The sequence below is a fragment of the Bacillus sp. FSL R9-9492 genome, from assembly GCF_038007365.1.
GTDB lineage: Bacteria > Bacillota > Bacilli > Bacillales > Bacillaceae_G > Bacillus_A > Bacillus_A mycoides.
The window spans coordinates 3,781,033-3,796,573 of the sequence record NZ_JBBOXC010000001.1 but is presented as its reverse complement, the minus strand read 5'-3'; the positions used below and the strand labels follow the sequence as shown (position 1 = coordinate 3,796,573).

17 protein-coding genes are annotated in these 15,541 nt (G+C 34.5%); 14 read left to right on the top strand and 3 right to left on the bottom strand.

The window, feature by feature from the left end; genetic code table 11:
* Window positions 1-24: 24 nt before the first annotated feature.
* Genes MKY70_RS19260 through MKY70_RS19245 form a run of 4 tightly spaced genes read left to right on the top strand, consistent with a single transcriptional unit; the run spans window position 25 to window position 3,718 of the window.
* Entirely contained in the window at window positions 25-1,032 is a 1,008-nt protein-coding gene (locus tag MKY70_RS19260) for a FecCD family ABC transporter permease (protein ID WP_088034646.1), read from the top strand.
* A complete protein-coding gene (locus tag MKY70_RS19255) occupies window positions 1,025-2,047 on the top strand; it encodes a FecCD family ABC transporter permease (RefSeq protein ID WP_088034648.1) in 1,023 nt (340 codons plus the stop codon). Before MKY70_RS19260 ends, MKY70_RS19255 begins: the two co-directional genes overlap by 8 nt.
* A 14-nt stretch (window positions 2,048-2,061) precedes the next feature.
* The gene (locus tag MKY70_RS19250) at window positions 2,062-2,883 is read left to right on the top strand and encodes an ABC transporter ATP-binding protein (protein WP_002014663.1); all 822 of its coding nucleotides are present in this window, start codon (window positions 2,062-2,064) and stop codon (window positions 2,881-2,883) included.
* 16 nt (window positions 2,884-2,899) lie between these two features.
* Entirely contained in the window at window positions 2,900-3,718 is an 819-nt protein-coding gene (locus tag MKY70_RS19245; protein ID WP_044439843.1) for an alpha/beta hydrolase, read from the top strand.
* 37 nt (window positions 3,719-3,755) lie between these two features.
* On the opposite strand, the gene MKY70_RS19240 is transcribed toward MKY70_RS19245, so the two are convergent.
* Window positions 3,756-4,445 carry a class I SAM-dependent methyltransferase gene (locus MKY70_RS19240; RefSeq protein WP_088034650.1) on the bottom strand — a complete coding sequence of 230 codons (690 nt, stop codon included), beginning with the start codon at window positions 4,443-4,445 and terminating at the stop codon, window positions 3,756-3,758.
* Window positions 4,446-4,532: 87 nt separating this feature from the next.
* Between MKY70_RS19240 and MKY70_RS19235 the strand changes: the two genes are divergently transcribed.
* The 6 genes from MKY70_RS19235 (at window position 4,533) to MKY70_RS19210 (ending at window position 10,349) form a co-directional block, all read left to right on the top strand.
* Window positions 4,533-5,603 carry a helix-turn-helix transcriptional regulator gene (locus MKY70_RS19235; protein ID WP_341025547.1) on the top strand — a complete coding sequence of 357 codons (1,071 nt, stop codon included), beginning with the start codon at window positions 4,533-4,535 and terminating at the stop codon, window positions 5,601-5,603.
* Window positions 5,604-5,911: 308 nt separating this feature from the next.
* Window positions 5,912-6,139 (top strand): hypothetical protein, encoded by a 228-nt coding sequence (locus MKY70_RS19230; RefSeq protein ID WP_002190443.1) that lies wholly within the window; start codon window positions 5,912-5,914, stop codon window positions 6,137-6,139.
* Window positions 6,140-6,431: 292 nt separating this feature from the next.
* Entirely contained in the window at window positions 6,432-6,734 is a 303-nt protein-coding gene (locus MKY70_RS19225; protein WP_002014668.1) for a metal-sensing transcriptional repressor, read from the top strand.
* Window positions 6,735-6,929: 195 nt separating this feature from the next.
* Window positions 6,930-7,136 (top strand): copper chaperone CopZ, encoded by a 207-nt coding sequence (copZ, locus tag MKY70_RS19220; RefSeq protein ID WP_002033654.1) that lies wholly within the window; start codon window positions 6,930-6,932, stop codon window positions 7,134-7,136.
* 94 nt (window positions 7,137-7,230) lie between these two features.
* Window positions 7,231-9,651 (top strand): heavy metal translocating P-type ATPase, encoded by a 2,421-nt coding sequence (locus tag MKY70_RS19215; RefSeq protein WP_341025546.1) that lies wholly within the window; start codon window positions 7,231-7,233, stop codon window positions 9,649-9,651.
* A gap of 218 nt (window positions 9,652-9,869) precedes the next feature.
* Window positions 9,870-10,349, top strand: coding sequence for a GNAT family N-acetyltransferase (locus tag MKY70_RS19210; protein WP_341025545.1), 480 nt, complete (start codon window positions 9,870-9,872; stop codon window positions 10,347-10,349).
* Window positions 10,350-10,368: 19 nt separating this feature from the next.
* On the opposite strand, the gene MKY70_RS19205 is transcribed toward MKY70_RS19210, so the two are convergent.
* Both MKY70_RS19205 and MKY70_RS19200 read right to left on the bottom strand, forming a co-directional pair.
* Entirely contained in the window at window positions 10,369-10,641 is a 273-nt protein-coding gene (locus MKY70_RS19205; protein ID WP_002033657.1) for an HU family DNA-binding protein, read from the bottom strand.
* Window positions 10,642-10,782: 141 nt separating this feature from the next.
* Window positions 10,783-11,598: a formate/nitrite transporter family protein gene (locus MKY70_RS19200; protein ID WP_341025544.1), complete on the bottom strand. Its 816-nt coding sequence runs from the start codon at window positions 11,596-11,598 to the stop codon at window positions 10,783-10,785.
* Between the two features lie 196 nt (window positions 11,599-11,794).
* Between MKY70_RS19200 and MKY70_RS19195 the strand changes: the two genes are divergently transcribed.
* The 4 genes from MKY70_RS19195 to MKY70_RS19180 all read left to right on the top strand — a co-directional run bounded on the left by MKY70_RS19195 (window position 11,795) and on the right by MKY70_RS19180 (window position 15,444).
* Complete coding sequence (locus tag MKY70_RS19195; protein ID WP_002087972.1) at window positions 11,795-12,688, top strand: metallophosphoesterase; 894 nt, start codon at window positions 11,795-11,797, stop codon at window positions 12,686-12,688.
* A gap of 278 nt (window positions 12,689-12,966) precedes the next feature.
* The gene (locus MKY70_RS19190) at window positions 12,967-13,305 is read left to right on the top strand and encodes a hypothetical protein (RefSeq protein ID WP_078175321.1); all 339 of its coding nucleotides are present in this window, start codon (window positions 12,967-12,969) and stop codon (window positions 13,303-13,305) included.
* Between the two features lie 316 nt (window positions 13,306-13,621).
* Complete coding sequence (locus MKY70_RS19185) at window positions 13,622-14,164, top strand: DUF420 domain-containing protein (RefSeq protein ID WP_000228315.1); 543 nt, start codon at window positions 13,622-13,624, stop codon at window positions 14,162-14,164.
* A 116-nt stretch (window positions 14,165-14,280) separates the two neighbouring features.
* On the top strand, window positions 14,281-15,444 hold the full coding sequence (locus MKY70_RS19180; RefSeq protein WP_088034656.1) for an iron-containing alcohol dehydrogenase: 1,164 nt from the start codon (window positions 14,281-14,283) through the stop codon (window positions 15,442-15,444).
* Window positions 15,445-15,541 lie beyond the last annotated feature (97 nt).

The following is a 15,541-nucleotide window of genomic DNA, read 5'->3' as shown; positions in this document are numbered from 1 at the left end:
AATAAGTAAGGTGCGTTGAATGATATGCAGAAAACAAATGCAGTACCAGTAACCATATTATGTATAGCACCCATACTCATCCTATTTACAGTTATACTTTCTATTTTGTATGGGGCGAAAAGTATTGATGCTGAAACAGTGTGGAACGCATTATTTCATTTTGATTCAAGCGATGTAAATCATAATATTATTATTACTTCACGTTTACCAAGGGTAGTTGCAGCTCTTTTAGTCGGAGCATTTCTAGCCATATCAGGAGCACTTATGCAGGGGATGACAAGAAACTATCTTGCATCCCCTTCTATTATGGGTGTGACAGATGGTGCAGCCTTTGTTATTACACTTAGTATGATTTTCCTTCCAGGAATGTCATCGATCGGTATGGTTTTATGTTCAATGATTGGATCTGCACTAGGAGCCGGTATAGTGTTTGGTTTTGGTTCACTCCTTCAAAATGGATTATCCCCTGTTAGATTAGCAATTATAGGAACAGTTATTGGAACATTTTTAAGCAGTGTATCGGCCGCGATGGCTTCGTATTTCCAAATCTCTCAAAATGTTAGTTTTTGGTTTAATGCAAAATTAGATCAAGTGGATCCTAATATAATTAAAATTACGATTCCTTTTGGGATAATTGGGATAGTTCTAGCACTGTTCATATCAAAATCTATTACCATTCTTTCTTTAGGAGAAGAGGTTTCTATTAATCTAGGACAGCGTACAAAACTAGTTAAAGCGATGGCAATTTTATCAGTTATCTTTTTAACAGGAACAGCAGTTGCTTTAGTTGGGAAAATTGGTTTTGTAGGCTTAATTATTCCACACATTACTCGCTTTTTAATTGGGATAGATTATAAGTGGATTTTGCCATGTGCAGGCGTTATTGGTGGGATTTTCTTAGCATTATGTGACATTTTAAGTAGATTTGTAAACTATCCATTTGAAACGCCAATTGGAGTCGTTACTTCCTTAATTGGAATTCCTTTCTTCCTTTATTTAATCCGTACAAGAGGAGGAGAGAGACATGCTTAAAAGTTCAAGTCAACGTTTTGGAATGACAATGGGGATTAGTATATTTTTAATATTATGTGCTATTTATATTAGTTTAACGAATGGTACGTTTGATATTACGATTACAGATGTATTTAAAACACTCTTTAGAATAGATCCAGTACCAGACCATGATTTAGTTATTTTTGAGTTTCGCCTTCCGCGCATTGTAATTGCTGGATTAGTAGGATTAGGCCTCGGTGTTGCGGGTGCTGTAATTCAAGGGATTACGAGAAATGGATTGGCGGACCCAGGTATTTTAGGAGTGAATGCCGGAGCAGGTACAGCCATCGTAATTTTCATGTTCTTCTTTCAAGGGCAATTAAAGAGCACAGACTGGGTTTCTATTATGATGATGCCGATGTTTGGTTTAGTCGGTGGGCTAGGAGCCGCTATAATAATTTATCTGTTTTCTTGGAAAAACGGTAAGTTAGACTCGCAACGTCTTTTATTAACAGGGATTGCAATTGGATCTGGATTTGGAGCGTTTTCTATGTATTTATCGCTCAAAATGAAGTCAACTGATTTCGAGATGGCTGCAGTTTGGGTGTCTGGAAGCATATATAGTGCAAACTGGAAGTATATTGTTGCTATGTTGCCGTGGCTTATCATATTAATTCCGCTTATACAAAAGAAAGCTTATTTATTAGATTTATTTCAATTGGAAGAAACGAGTATTACAAATCTAGGTGTTTCAGTAGAAAGAGAGAAATCTATTTTACTATTAAGTAGTATCGGACTTGTGAGCGCATGTGTTGCTGTTTCAGGAAGTATTGGTTTCATTGGATTAATGGCACCGCATATAGCGAAAAGGCTCGTCGGTATTCAGCATAAATATATAATTCCTACGTGTGGAGTAATCGGAATGTTCCTTGTAATAGCTTCAGACTTTATTGCAAAAACAGTTTTCACCCCTGTAGAGTTACCAGTTGGAATCGTTATTTCTATTGTCGGTGTACCGTATTTCTTATATTTACTTTATAAGGCGAAAGCGTAAGAGGAGGAATAAAAGTGAGTATTTTAAGTGCAAAAAATTTAGAAACGAGTTATGAAAAGCTTACAGTGTTTCGCGATTTAAATGTGGAAATACAAGAAGGAAAAGTAACGACAATTATAGGACCAAACGGGTGCGGGAAATCGACATTGTTAAAAACAATGGGAAGAATTTTAAAGCAAAAGAGCGGTAAAGTATATTTGCAAGGACAGGATTTAAATACAATTCCAACGAAAGAAATTGCGAAGCAGTTAGCTTTACTTCCACAAACTCCAATTGCACCAGGAGAGCTTAAAGTAGAAGAGTTAATTTCTTATGGACGCTATCCACATCGAAATAACGTAAATAAGTTAACTTCAAAAGACAAAGAAATGATTGATTGGGCATTAGAAATAACGAAAACTTCTGAATTTCGAACGAGACAAATTGCAAATTTATCAGGTGGTCAACGACAGAAGGTATGGCTAGCGATGGCTTTAGCACAAGAGACAGAAGTGTTGCTATTAGATGAGCCAACTACATATCTTGATATGTCTCATCAATTAGATGTATTACAAATTGTGGAGAAGTTAAATAAAGAACATAATTGTACGGTCGTTATGGTATTACATGATATTAACCATGCAGCAAGGTTTTCAGATGAAATTATTGCAATGAAGGAAGGGGAAATCGTTACAACTGGTAGCCCAGAAGAAATAATTACAAATGAAGTGTTAAAAGAAGTATTTCATATTGATGCACGTGTCATGATTGATCCGTATAATGGGTCTCCTGTTTGTTTCGGTTACGATAGCGTTGTATCTCAAGAAGAGAAAGTAGAAATATATGTAACGAGTTAAGAAGGGGGGATATAAGATGAATACTACTATTGAAAAACAGCAGGTTATTACATTTAATACAGAACAGTGGAAAATGTATTCAAAATTAGAAGGTAAAGAATATCAAATTCATATTTCAAAGCCGAGGCAGCCAGCACCAGAGTCAGGATATCCTGTTATATACGTATTAGATGGCAATGCCTTTTTTCAAACATTCCATGAAGCGGTTAAAATACAATCAGTTAGAGCAGAGAAAACAGGTGTTTCACCAGCCATTATAGTAGGTATTGGTTATCGTATTGAAGGGGCATTTTCAGGTGAAGAAAGATGTTATGATTTTACGCCTAGCGTAATTTCAAAAGATGCGCCTTTAAAACCGGATGGCAAACCGTGGCCTAAAACAGGAGGAGCACATAACTTCTTTACTTTTATAGAAGAAGAACTGAAGCCTCAAATCGAAAATGATTTTGAGATTGATAAAGGAAAACAAACGTTATTTGGGCATTCGCTAGGTGGTTTATTTGCTTTACATATACTATTTACAAACGTAAATGCCTTTCAAAATTATTTTATAAGTAGTCCATCTATTTGGTGGAATAACCAATCTGTGCTTGAAAAAGAAGAGAATCTTATAGGTGAATTAAATAGTGCCAAGTTTGAAACGGGAGTGTTCCTTACAGTTGGGGCACTAGAACGAGAGCATATGGTTGTAGGGGCAAACGAATTGTCAGAGCGCCTTCTCCAAGTAAAACACGATCAGTTTAGATTTACGTTTTATGAAGCTGAAGGGGAAAATCATGCGTCAGTTGTGCCGACTTCTTTAAGTAAAGGGTTAAGGTTTATTAGTCACCTATAGAAGAGGGAAAAGGTAAGCAATTGCTTACCTTTTTTCATTATTGTTTAAAGGCAACGTATCCATCAATTAAAAAGCTACTGAAAAAGCGAGTGATGTGAATAAAGCCACATTCCTTCATGATAGTTAGTAGATTTGTTTCGGAAATAGGAAATATTTCTGTTTCAAAAGAATTTTCAAATCGGTTCCAATCTTCTAATGGAATTTGATTTTGCATCATGTGGTTGCACCAAGCATTCAATTGTGCAGAAAACATACTTGTATGGGGTACACCATTTATTGTAGAGAGAAAGAATGGAGCACCAGGTTTTAAGCGACTACTAATTTCATTAAGAAGCTCTTTTTTCTCCTTAATAGTTGGGATGAAATGAAGAACAAGCATACAAGTAGCAGCGTCAAATAATGGATTGGTTAATAATGAATGGACAGTTCCATGTACAAAGTGAATTTGATTTTGTATGCCTTCGCTTTCAATTCTTTTTTTAGCTAGCTGTAGCATGCTTTCAGATGGATCAACACCTGTAAAAGATAAGTTGCTATTTTGTTTGCCTATTGAGAGAATTTCTTGTCCACCACCAGCACCTATAACTAGTAAATTTGGATTCATATTTTCTTTAGGGAGTGTAGTAAACAAGAAATGATTCATCATTTCATATAGGTTGTAGTAGCCTGGGATTTTACATGGAATTCTTTGTTCATATGAATTTGCGGTAGTATCATTCCAATTCATTTTTAACCTCCTAAGTATGTGTATTATAGGTTTATTATGGAATGAAATTATGAAGGGAAACAATCCCGTAAATCTGGGGGGAAGAGGATGTATGAAAAAATAACGAAAGAAATTACAATGGTAGCGAATCGTATAAGTTCTATAAGGACATTTCAAGAGTCACTTCTCCACTTAATACGTAAAGTCATTGATTTTGACGCCGCTTGTTTTACAGCTATAGACCCAATTTCTTTTTTATCTACTGGGGCATTTACGGATGAAAGTGTTGAAAAGATTCATCCACAATTGTTTATGAATGAATTTCTAGAAGATGATTTTAATAAATTTAAATATTTATCAGAACACTATCCTCATGTTGCTTCTCTTAGTATGGTGACAAATGGTGAACAAAAGAAAAGCTCTAGATACCGAAATATTTTAAAACCAGCAAGTTTTGGAGATGAATTAAGGGGCGTTTGTATGAGTAAGGGGAACTGTTTTGGGCATCTTAGTTTATTTCGAGGGAGTACAAGTCCCGCTTTTCATATAGATGATTGTAAGTATTTGGCAACGATAGTCCCAATTGCTGGAGAGGCTTTAAAAAAGGCATTTCCTAAACCTTTTTCAGAAGAGAAGGTAATAGGGACAGGCACGATTATATTAAGTGAGGATTTTAATTTATTATATTGGAATCAAGATGGCAGCGATTGGCTCTCAAATCTTAGAAAGTATGAACAGTTAAATATAAAAGAAATACCAAGGCCAATACGTGCGGTTTGTTCGAAAGTAAAGGCTAACGAATATAATGTAGGTTGTATGAATAGAGAAGAAAAAGTTTGTATACCTTTAGCCTATGGACATTTTTTAATCATTCGGGCCAGTAAGTTAGAACGTACAAGTAGTTTTCAGGGTGGTTATGTTGTTCTATTCGAAAGAGCAAGACCGGAAGAAATCTTTCCGCTTATTACGGAAGTGTATAGTTTTACAACACGTGAGAAGCAAGTAATACGTAAAATTATTACAGGGATGTCGACAAAGGAATTAGCCCATGAACTTTGTATATCTATATACACGGTACAAGATCATTTAAAATCCATTTTTGAAAAGACTGGGGTAAGTAGTAGAAATGAACTCGTGTGGGAAGTTTTTTCAAGATTTTGTTTTGATGTCGATGAATAAAAATAAAATAACTCTACAAAAATCACATGAAGTACGGTGGATGAGTTGTAGAATAGGGCTGAAAAAAGGTTATGGATGAAACATTCCATAACCTTTTTTTATAAGTAGAATTGTCCTTTTTGAAAGTTTTGTTTCAACTTTTCGTCTAAATAGACAAAAAGTTGTCACAATTCGGTCACAATTAGCATAAACATAAAATAGACGAAATGAACTTATTTCCAAAAAGGCTTGATTCATTCCATTCATGATTAATAGAGCTGAAAAAGCATGGATTAAAAGTTCACTATATTCTCAAGGAGGTAGATCGTATGAAAACTATTCTTGCTATCGCTGGGCTTATTTGGGTTTTATCACATGGTATTCCAATTTATGAAGGAGAACAAATTCGCAGTGCTCTGAATAAAAATTTTAATGACTATCATATCATTGATCGGCAAGATAATGTTGTGACAGTTCGTGTAAATGACTGTTTTCATACGGTAACCGTTGAAGGAACTTCAGTAGTGAATGATACAAAAGTATGTGATCAGCAATAATTATATATAGGAAGAAAAAAGTCTCAATTTACACGTGTGAAAATTGAGACTTTTATATTTGTGGATGAATAATAAGCGGGGATGGACAATCCCTGCTTATTATTGTTTTTTTGAAAAAAAGAAAGGGTATCATATTAATTGAGACTGAGAAGCTAATGATGTGTTAAGAATAATCATAAAGCGGAAATATACTCATATGGGGTATCTTACATAGATATTTGATGATATAATTGGTATACTCATAAAAGCAATTGTTTTATTGGATGAAGAGAAACTTTAAGAAGGTGATAATATGGATCATAAGGACCATGAATCAGTAACACATAGATCAGAAAAAGAAAAAGAACAAATTATAAATAGATTAAAGAGAATTGAAGGCCAAGTCCGTGGTATTCAAAATATGATTGAAAATGATCGTTATTGCGTGGATATTTTAGTTCAAATTTCTGCGATTAATGCAGCGATGAAAAAAGTAGGAATGGGTGTCTTAAAAAATCATACGAGTCATTGTGTTTCAGGAGCTATTAAAAATGGTAATGGTGACGAAGCAATTGAAGAATTAATGACAGTATTTGAACGTTTTTCAAAAGCATAAAAGCCAAGCTAGTATTTGACTAGCTTGGCTTTTGTTTATATAGGAGAAGATATATAAATTCATAATTGGAGCAAAAAAATAAAGATTTTAGAAAAAAATAAAAATCATGATACAAAACCATTGATTACCTTAGGGGGGTATGGTAAGATGTAGTTGTGATTAATAAACAATGAATAAACAAGAGGAGGATTTTAAATGGAACAGTTAACATTAAAAGTTGAGGGTATGTCTTGTGGGCATTGTGTAAATTCTATTGAAAGTAATGTGAAAGAACTAAACGGCGTTGAACAAGTAAAAGTTCAATTAGCAGAAGGAACTGTTGAAGTTACTATCGACTCATCAGTTGTAACGTTAAAAGATATCGTTGCTGTAATTGAAGATCAAGGCTATGAAATTCAATAATAATTTTTAATATAGAAATAAATCGTACTTTATATGGAGTACGATTTATTTTGCTAAAAATTATACCTTATAAGGGTATATAGAGGTGAGAGACATGAATGAAAAAAAAGAGGCCAATCTCCAAATATCAGGCATGACATGTGCAGCCTGTGCAAATAGAATTGAAAAAGGCCTGAAAAAAGTAGAAGGTGTTCATGATGCAAATGTAAATTTTGCACTTGAAAAAACAAAAATAATGTATGATCCCCATAAAACAAATCCACAACAATTTAAGGAAAAAGTTGAGTCGCTAGGATATGGAATTGTAAGTGATAAAGCTGAGTTTACTGTTTCAGGGATGACATGCGCAGCATGTGCGAATAGAGTAGAAAAGCGTTTAAATAAGTTAGAAGGTGTGAACGGAGCGACAGTAAATTTCGCTTTGGAATCAGCTACAGTAGATTTTAATCCTGATGAAATTAATGTAAATGAAATGAAGAGTGCAATCACGAAATTAGGATATAAATTGGAAGTGAAATCAGATGAGCAAGATGGATCAACTGATCATCGTTTACAAGAAATTGAACGACAAAAGAAGAAATTTATTATTTCGTTTATTTTATCATTCCCGTTACTGTGGGCAATGGTAAGTCATTTCTCATTTACATCATTTATTTATTTACCTGATGTGCTTATGAACCCTTGGGTGCAGCTAGCTCTTGCAACTCCGGTTCAGTTTATCATTGGAGGCCAGTTTTATATTGGTGCTTATAAAGCGCTACGCAATAAAAGTGCAAACATGGATGTTCTTGTGGCACTTGGAACGTCCGCAGCTTATTTCTATAGTGTTTATTTAAGTATTAGGTCGATTGGTTCTTCAGAACATATGACAGATTTATATTTTGAAACGAGTGCGGTACTTATTACTTTAATTATTTTAGGTAAATTATTTGAGGCGAGAGCAAAAGGGCGTTCATCAGAAGCTATTAAAAAGTTGATGGGACTACAAGCGAAAACTGCCACAGTTGTGCGAGATGGAACAGAGATGAAAATTTTAATCGAAGAAGTGGTAGCTGGTGATATCGTTTATGTAAAGCCTGGTGAAAAAATACCAGTAGATGGAGAAATTGTAGAAGGAAAATCAGCGATAGATGAATCGATGTTAACAGGCGAGAGTATTCCAGTTGATAAAACAATTGGGGATGTAGTAATTGGCTCTACAATGAATAAAAATGGATTTTTAAAAGTTAAAGCAACTAAGGTAGGAAGAGATACTGCATTAGCTCAAATTATTAAAGTAGTAGAAGAGGCTCAAGGTTCAAAAGCTCCTATTCAAAGGGTAGCTGATCAAATTTCTGGTATTTTCGTACCAGTTGTAGTTGTAATTGCTATTATCACATTTGCAGTGTGGATGCTATTTGTTACACCTGGTGATTTTGGCGGAGCACTTGAGAAAATGATAGCAGTACTTGTTATCGCTTGTCCGTGTGCATTAGGTCTTGCGACACCTACATCTATTATGGCTGGATCAGGAAGATCGGCTGAGTATGGCATTTTATTTAAAGGCGGGGAGCATTTAGAAGCAACCCACCGATTAGATACAGTTATTCTAGATAAAACAGGTACTGTGACAAACGGGAAGCCTGTTTTAACAGATGTAATTGTAGCAGATGGATTCCATGAAGAAGAAATACTACGTTTAGTAGGTGCGGCAGAAAAAAATTCTGAACATCCACTTGCAGAAGCGATTGTAGAAGGAATTAAAGAAAAGAAAATTGATATCCCAAGTTCAGAAACGTTTGAAGCGATTCCAGGATTCGGTATCGAATCAGTCGTAGAAGGGAAACAATTATTAATTGGTACACGTCGATTAATGAAGAAATTCGATATTGATATTGAAGAAGTTTCTAAATCGATGGAAGAGCTAGAACGAGAAGGAAAAACAGCAATGCTTATTGCGATCAATAAAGAATATGCTGGTATAGTGGCCGTTGCAGATACTGTAAAAGATACTTCAAAAGCAGCTATCGCAAGACTTAAGAAAATGGGTCTAGACGTTGTTATGATTACAGGAGATAATACACAAACTGCTCAGGCAATCGCTAAGCAAGTTGGTATTGATCACGTAATTGCAGAAGTATTACCTGAAGGAAAAGCAGAAGAAGTGAAAAAACTGCAAGCGCAAGGTAAGAAAGTAGCAATGGTTGGAGATGGAATAAATGATGCTCCTGCACTTGCTACGGCGGATATCGGTATGGCAATTGGAACAGGTACGGATGTAGCGATGGAAGCGGCAGATATTACGTTAATCCGTGGTGATTTAAATAGTATTGCTGATGCAATTTTTATGAGTAAAATGACGATTAGAAATATTAAGCAAAATCTATTCTGGGCGTTAGCTTATAACGGCCTAGGAATTCCAATTGCGGCGCTCGGTTTCTTAGCACCTTGGGTTGCAGGTGCAGCAATGGCATTTAGCTCTGTATCAGTCGTATTAAATGCATTAAGATTACAAAGAGTTAAATTGAAATCTTAAACACTTTCAGCTATAAAGCGAATTTAATATGCTTTTTTACAATAAACAATACTTTGTATAAGTATTGTTTATTGTTCGTTTAGAAGGAAAAGTCGATATAATATAGAAAGAGCAGAAGTAGAATCATATATAGTGGAAGAAACTGCTTCGAAAATAAACACGAAATAATTATCCGGATAACCGAAATAAAAGAGTTAGTTTGATAAGGAGTTTTACATATGTTTAAAGATATTAAAATTAGAACATTCCAGAAAGAGGATTTAGAGCAAGTATTACAATTGTTCTATGAAACGGTTCGTACGGTGAATGCAAAAGATTATAACGAGTTACAGCTACAGGCGTGGGCCCCAGAGCGACTAGATAGAGAGAGATGGCTAGAGTCTTTAGAAAAGAATATTTGTTACGTTGCTGATTATAAAGGTGTGATAGTGGGATTTGGGGATTATAATGATGATCATTACGTAGATCGCTTATTTACGCATAAAGATTATCAAGGAAAAAGGATAGCATCATACATACTACAGAAGTTAGAAAAAGAAGCAGTGACCTTGCAGCATAGGGATATATATACAGAGGCGAGTATTACAGCAAAACCTTTCTTTGAAAGCAAAGGTTTTATTTGCATAAAGGAACAAAATAAGCAGCATAATGGTCAGATTTTTATTAATTATGTCATGAAAAAAATAGCCTTCTCATAAATGAGAAGGCTATTTTTCATTATTTTACAGCTTCTTTTAGTTCTTTACCAGCTTTAAAAGCAGGTACTTTAGAAGCTGCGATTTGCATTTCTTCACCCGTTTGTGGGTTACGGCCTGTACGAGCAGCTCTTTCACGAACTTCGAATGTACCGAATCCGATAAGTTGTACTTTTTCGCCAGCAGCTAAAGAGTTAGTGATTGATTCTACTACAGTTTGTAAAACTACAGTAGCTTCTTTTTGAGAAATCTCAGCGTTTTGTGCTACGTTTTTAATTAATTCTGTCTTATTCATGTTTTTCACCTCATATGTAAATAATGCTATTTAAGTTGTTATTATAACGTATAAAACATTCGAGAACAAGTGTACGTACATATATTCGCAAAAAAAATGAAATTTGTAATATTTTTTAGGACCAATTTATAGACATTCAATTTAAGCGGATACAGATTTTTTCTTTAATGCAGTTTGCTCTTTATTGGAAGGTAGTTTCTTATTATAAGATATGAAATAAGGTAATGCTACAAATAACATACCCCCTACTAAGTTTCCGAAGAAAACAAAAATGAAGTTTGGAACATATTCAACCCAAGTTAAATGACCAGAAAAAATTGCAGCTGGGATGACAAACATATTGGCTACAACGTGTTGAAATCCAATCACAACAAAAGTCATAACAGGGAACCAAATACCGACAATCTTTCCGATAAATTCTTTACTTCCCATACTGAGCCAAACAGCTAAACAAACGAGCCAATTACACCCGATTGCAGAAATGAAGGCTTGCAGTGGTGTATCTTGTAGTTTAGCTTGTGCAATAGTAACTGTTTTTGCTAAAAAAGCTCCCTCCGTTAAGCCGACGATATGACCAAAAAAATAAGCGACGAATATAGCACCTATGAAGTTGCTAAACGTAACAATAACTAAATTTCGTATGAAGTGAAATAAGTCGATTTTTTTGTGAAGCCATGCCATTGAAACGGTCATCATGTTGCCAGTTACTAATTCACCGCCTGCAAGGATAACGAGTATAAGACCGATAGGGAATACGGCAGCACCTAAAAAGCTAGTAAATGATCCCCAAGATTTTGGCATTGTTCCGATAACATGGATATCAAGTAAATATCCTAATGCTATGAAAGCACCACCAAAAAAACCGAGAATTAGCATAGGGAGCAATGATAAATGAGCTTTTTTTCTTCCAGAATTAGCAGCAAGTTCCGTAATTTCTTCTGGTGTAAATACAGACATGAATAACCTCTCCTTAATAGAATGATGGAATGAATAGAAGAAACATTTTAAAGAATCTATGTATGATAAAAATATGATATGATTTCTGTATAAATTTGTCAAAGTGAGTGGGGCTGAAATTGGATATAACGAACATTGTTCATGTTGTCACATTAATGTAACAATAAGGATTTAAAGTGATTTTAGAGGTGAAAACATGAATACGCATCATGTAAAAAAAGAACGAAAAAAATCAATCGTAAAGATATTTATTATTAGTTTCATAAGTATATTAATGATACCAGTAAGTTTGTATTTCTATGCGACTGAAATAGAAAGAAGACTAGTAACAGTTACGTGGAATGAAATAGAAGCTCCTACAATTCCTAAAGAGTTTAATAATAAAAAAATATTGCAGTTCTCAGATTTACATTTAGGACCAGATTTTACATTGAAACAACTAGAAAATTTGGTGGAGAAGATGAATGAATTACATCCAGATATAGTAGTTTTTACAGGAGATTTAATAGATAAGTTTGGATCCTATAGTGCGGAAAGAGAAGAAGCAAAGGTTATTTTGCAGAAAATTAAAGCTCCCCTAGGAAAATATGCTGTGTTTGGGAATCATGATAGAGGTGGGGGCGGTAGTTTATTTTACAAAAAGTATATGGAGGAAGCTGGTTTTTCTGTGTTAGTAAATGAAGTGCAGAAAATTAAAGGGGAAAACGGCAAGTATATTACAATATCAGGTTTGGATGATTTTTTATTAGGGAAGCCACAAATAGACTCGACTTTAAAAAACTTAAGACAACAAGATTTCAATATGCTATTAATACATGAGCCGGATGTTGTAGATAAAGTATCTCGTTATCCAGTCGATTTTCAAATGTCAGGACATAGTCACGGAGGACAAGTTCAAATTCCTTTTGTAGGTCCTTTAATTACTACAAAACTAGCTGAGAGTCATGTTGAAGGTATGTATGAATTAGAAGGGAAGAGTAAGCTGTTACATTTATACGTAAATCGTGGTATTGGGACAACCCGAATGCCTGTTAGATTTTTGAGTGTACCGGAACTTTCACTATTTGTATTGAAGCAAAGTAGTGACTGAAGTAGAACGTTTAATATTTTGAAGAATTAAGAGTACTTTTAAAGAAAGTTCTCTTTTTTTATTGATTAAATACAGAATATATAGAAATAAAAATAGTACATTGTTGAATCCTAAAAGTAAGAATGAGGAATCTGTTCGATTCTAATTTCTTGTTTTAGAAGAGAGTTACACCCAATCATTGCTATAAAAGAATCATATATAATCATAGAAACAAGTAATTACTATTGTCATAGTGAATATAAACTTTTTTCTTGACTTTTTATATGAAGGCGAGCAAAATGGTAAAAAAGGAAGGGGGGATGACGATGGAAGAGTACGTATTAGAGCTGTATAACTTTTTATATACGACAGAATGGCAAGATATTGTTTCATTTCTAGGAATAATGTTTTGTATGAAAATTGTAATTGTATATATGGAAGAGCAAGGTATGTTCTATTCCTTCTCATCTCCGTTCGATGTGCAGCGCGAGCCGTTGCCAAACTATGCCAAGGTAAATTACGAACAATTTCCTTTTGTGATTTTCTTTATGATTCGATTTATAACAGCAATTGTAAAGAAAAAGGAAAGTGACGATGAAGAGTGCCACTCAACTTGTAATATAGCGACTGCTTTTTAAGCTAAATACAAGGAGGAGATTTATATGTGGTTTCGATTTCTTATGATTGGTTTCTTTTCATTAACAGCAATTTCATTAATGGGATATCAAGTGTCTGAAATATATCAAGCGTATAGCAGTACGTTTTTTAACAAAAACTAATCGCATTGCTATTTGAATAATAAAGCGATAAAATCCTTCTTAAGAAGTATTGTTAAGAAGGGTTTTTTCTTTGCCCTGTCTTACTGTGTCAAACTATTGTCACATTTACACCGTGAATAATATGTTAAAATAGTGAGGTTAATTATACATATTTGAAAGAAGAGGAGTGACCAATTTGGTGGATCAATCAACGAATCAGAAAAGCTATGCTCCTATTGTGATAACGCTTTCTGTAATTGTAAATGCGATTATTTTGTTTTTGTTCTTTGGACCTGTTGGCTATGAAGGGGAAGTACATTTTGATGTAACTATCTTACCAATGTTAAACGCAATTTTTAATAGTTTTACGTTTGTATTTTTATTAGCAGCTTTATTCTCTATTATTAAAAAGAATGTAAAGATGCACCGTGGTTTTATTCTTGCAGCATTTACAACGACTTTATTATTTTGTGTGTCATATTTATCGTACCATTACTTGGCACCGGCAACACATTTCGGTGGAGAAGGATTCATTAAATATGTGTATTTCATCATTTTAATTACACATATTATCCTTGCGGCGATTATTGTACCCCTTGCATTGTTCGCACTTGTATTTGGTTTTACGAATCAATTAACACGTCACCGTAAAATTGTACGTTGGACGATGCCGATTTGGTTATATGTAAGCTTATCTGGGGTTATTGTTTACTTAATGATCTCACCTTATTATCAATAAAAAATCTCAGCCTAAAGGCTGGGATTTTTTTGTTAAGCAAATTTGTTTGTGAAATTAAAAAAGTGTGGTATACAAAAGTATAGTTGCTTTTCATATGGAAGGGATGGTAAAGGTATATGCAAAATTTTGTATTTCGTAATCCAACAAAACTTATTTTTGGTAAAGGACAATTAGAGCAGTTAAAAACTGAAATTCCACAGTTCGGTAAAAAGGTCCTTCTCGTATATGGAGGGGGCAGTATTAAAAGAAACGGTATTTATGATAATGTAATTTCTATTTTAAAGGATATAAATGCGGAAGTATTTGAGTTGACAGGAGTTGAACCGAATCCTCGTTTATCAACAGTAAAGAAAGGGATTCAAATTTGTAAAGACAATGGAGTCGAATTTATTTTAGCGGTTGGCGGAGGAAGTGTAATCGACTGTACGAAGGCGATTGCTGCTGGTAGTAAATATGATGGAGATGTATGGGATATTGTAACGAAAAAATCATTTGCTAGCGAGGCGTTACCGTTCGGTACTGTACTCACTCTTGCGGCAACAGGTTCTGAAATGAATGCAGGATCTGTAATTACAAACTGGGAAACGAATGAAAAGTACGGCTGGGGCAGTCCAGTTACATTCCCTCAGTTTTCAATTTTAGATCCACTACATACTTCGTCTGTGCCGAGAGATCAAACGATTTATGGTATGGTCGATATTATGTCGCACGTATTAGAGCAATATTTCCATCACGGCATGAATACAGAATTACAAGATCGTTATTGTGAATCTGTTTTAAGAACAGTAATTGAAACAGCTCCTAAGCTTTTAAGTGATCTAGAAAATTATGAGCATAGGGAAACAATTTTATATTGCGGTACTATGGCGTTAAACGGCATTTTAGCGATGGGAGTAAAAGGAGATTGGGCAACTCATAATATTGAGCATGCAGTTTCTGCTGTTCATGACATACCGCATGGGGGCGGACTCGCGATTCTATTCCCAAATTGGATGAAGCATGTTATAGATGAAAATGTGAGTCGCTTTAAACAGTTCGCTATTCGTGTATTCGATGTAGAAACAGATGGGAAGACAGATAAAGAGGTTGCATTAGAGGGAATTGAGGCGTTACGTCAATGTTGGACTTCAATTGAAGCTCCAGTAACATTAGCTGATTACGCTATTAGAGAAAGTGAAATTGACTTAATGGCGGATAAAGCGATGGCTTATGGTGAATTCGGTAACTTTAAAAAATTAAATAAAGACGATGTTTTAAGTATATATAAAGCTTCTTTATAAGTGAATCGAAAAAAGAAACCCATTTGATATAACAATCAAATGGGTTTCTTTTTTGTTGTCTATAACTGCTTGTGACTGGTTTTGGTTATTTGTGAAT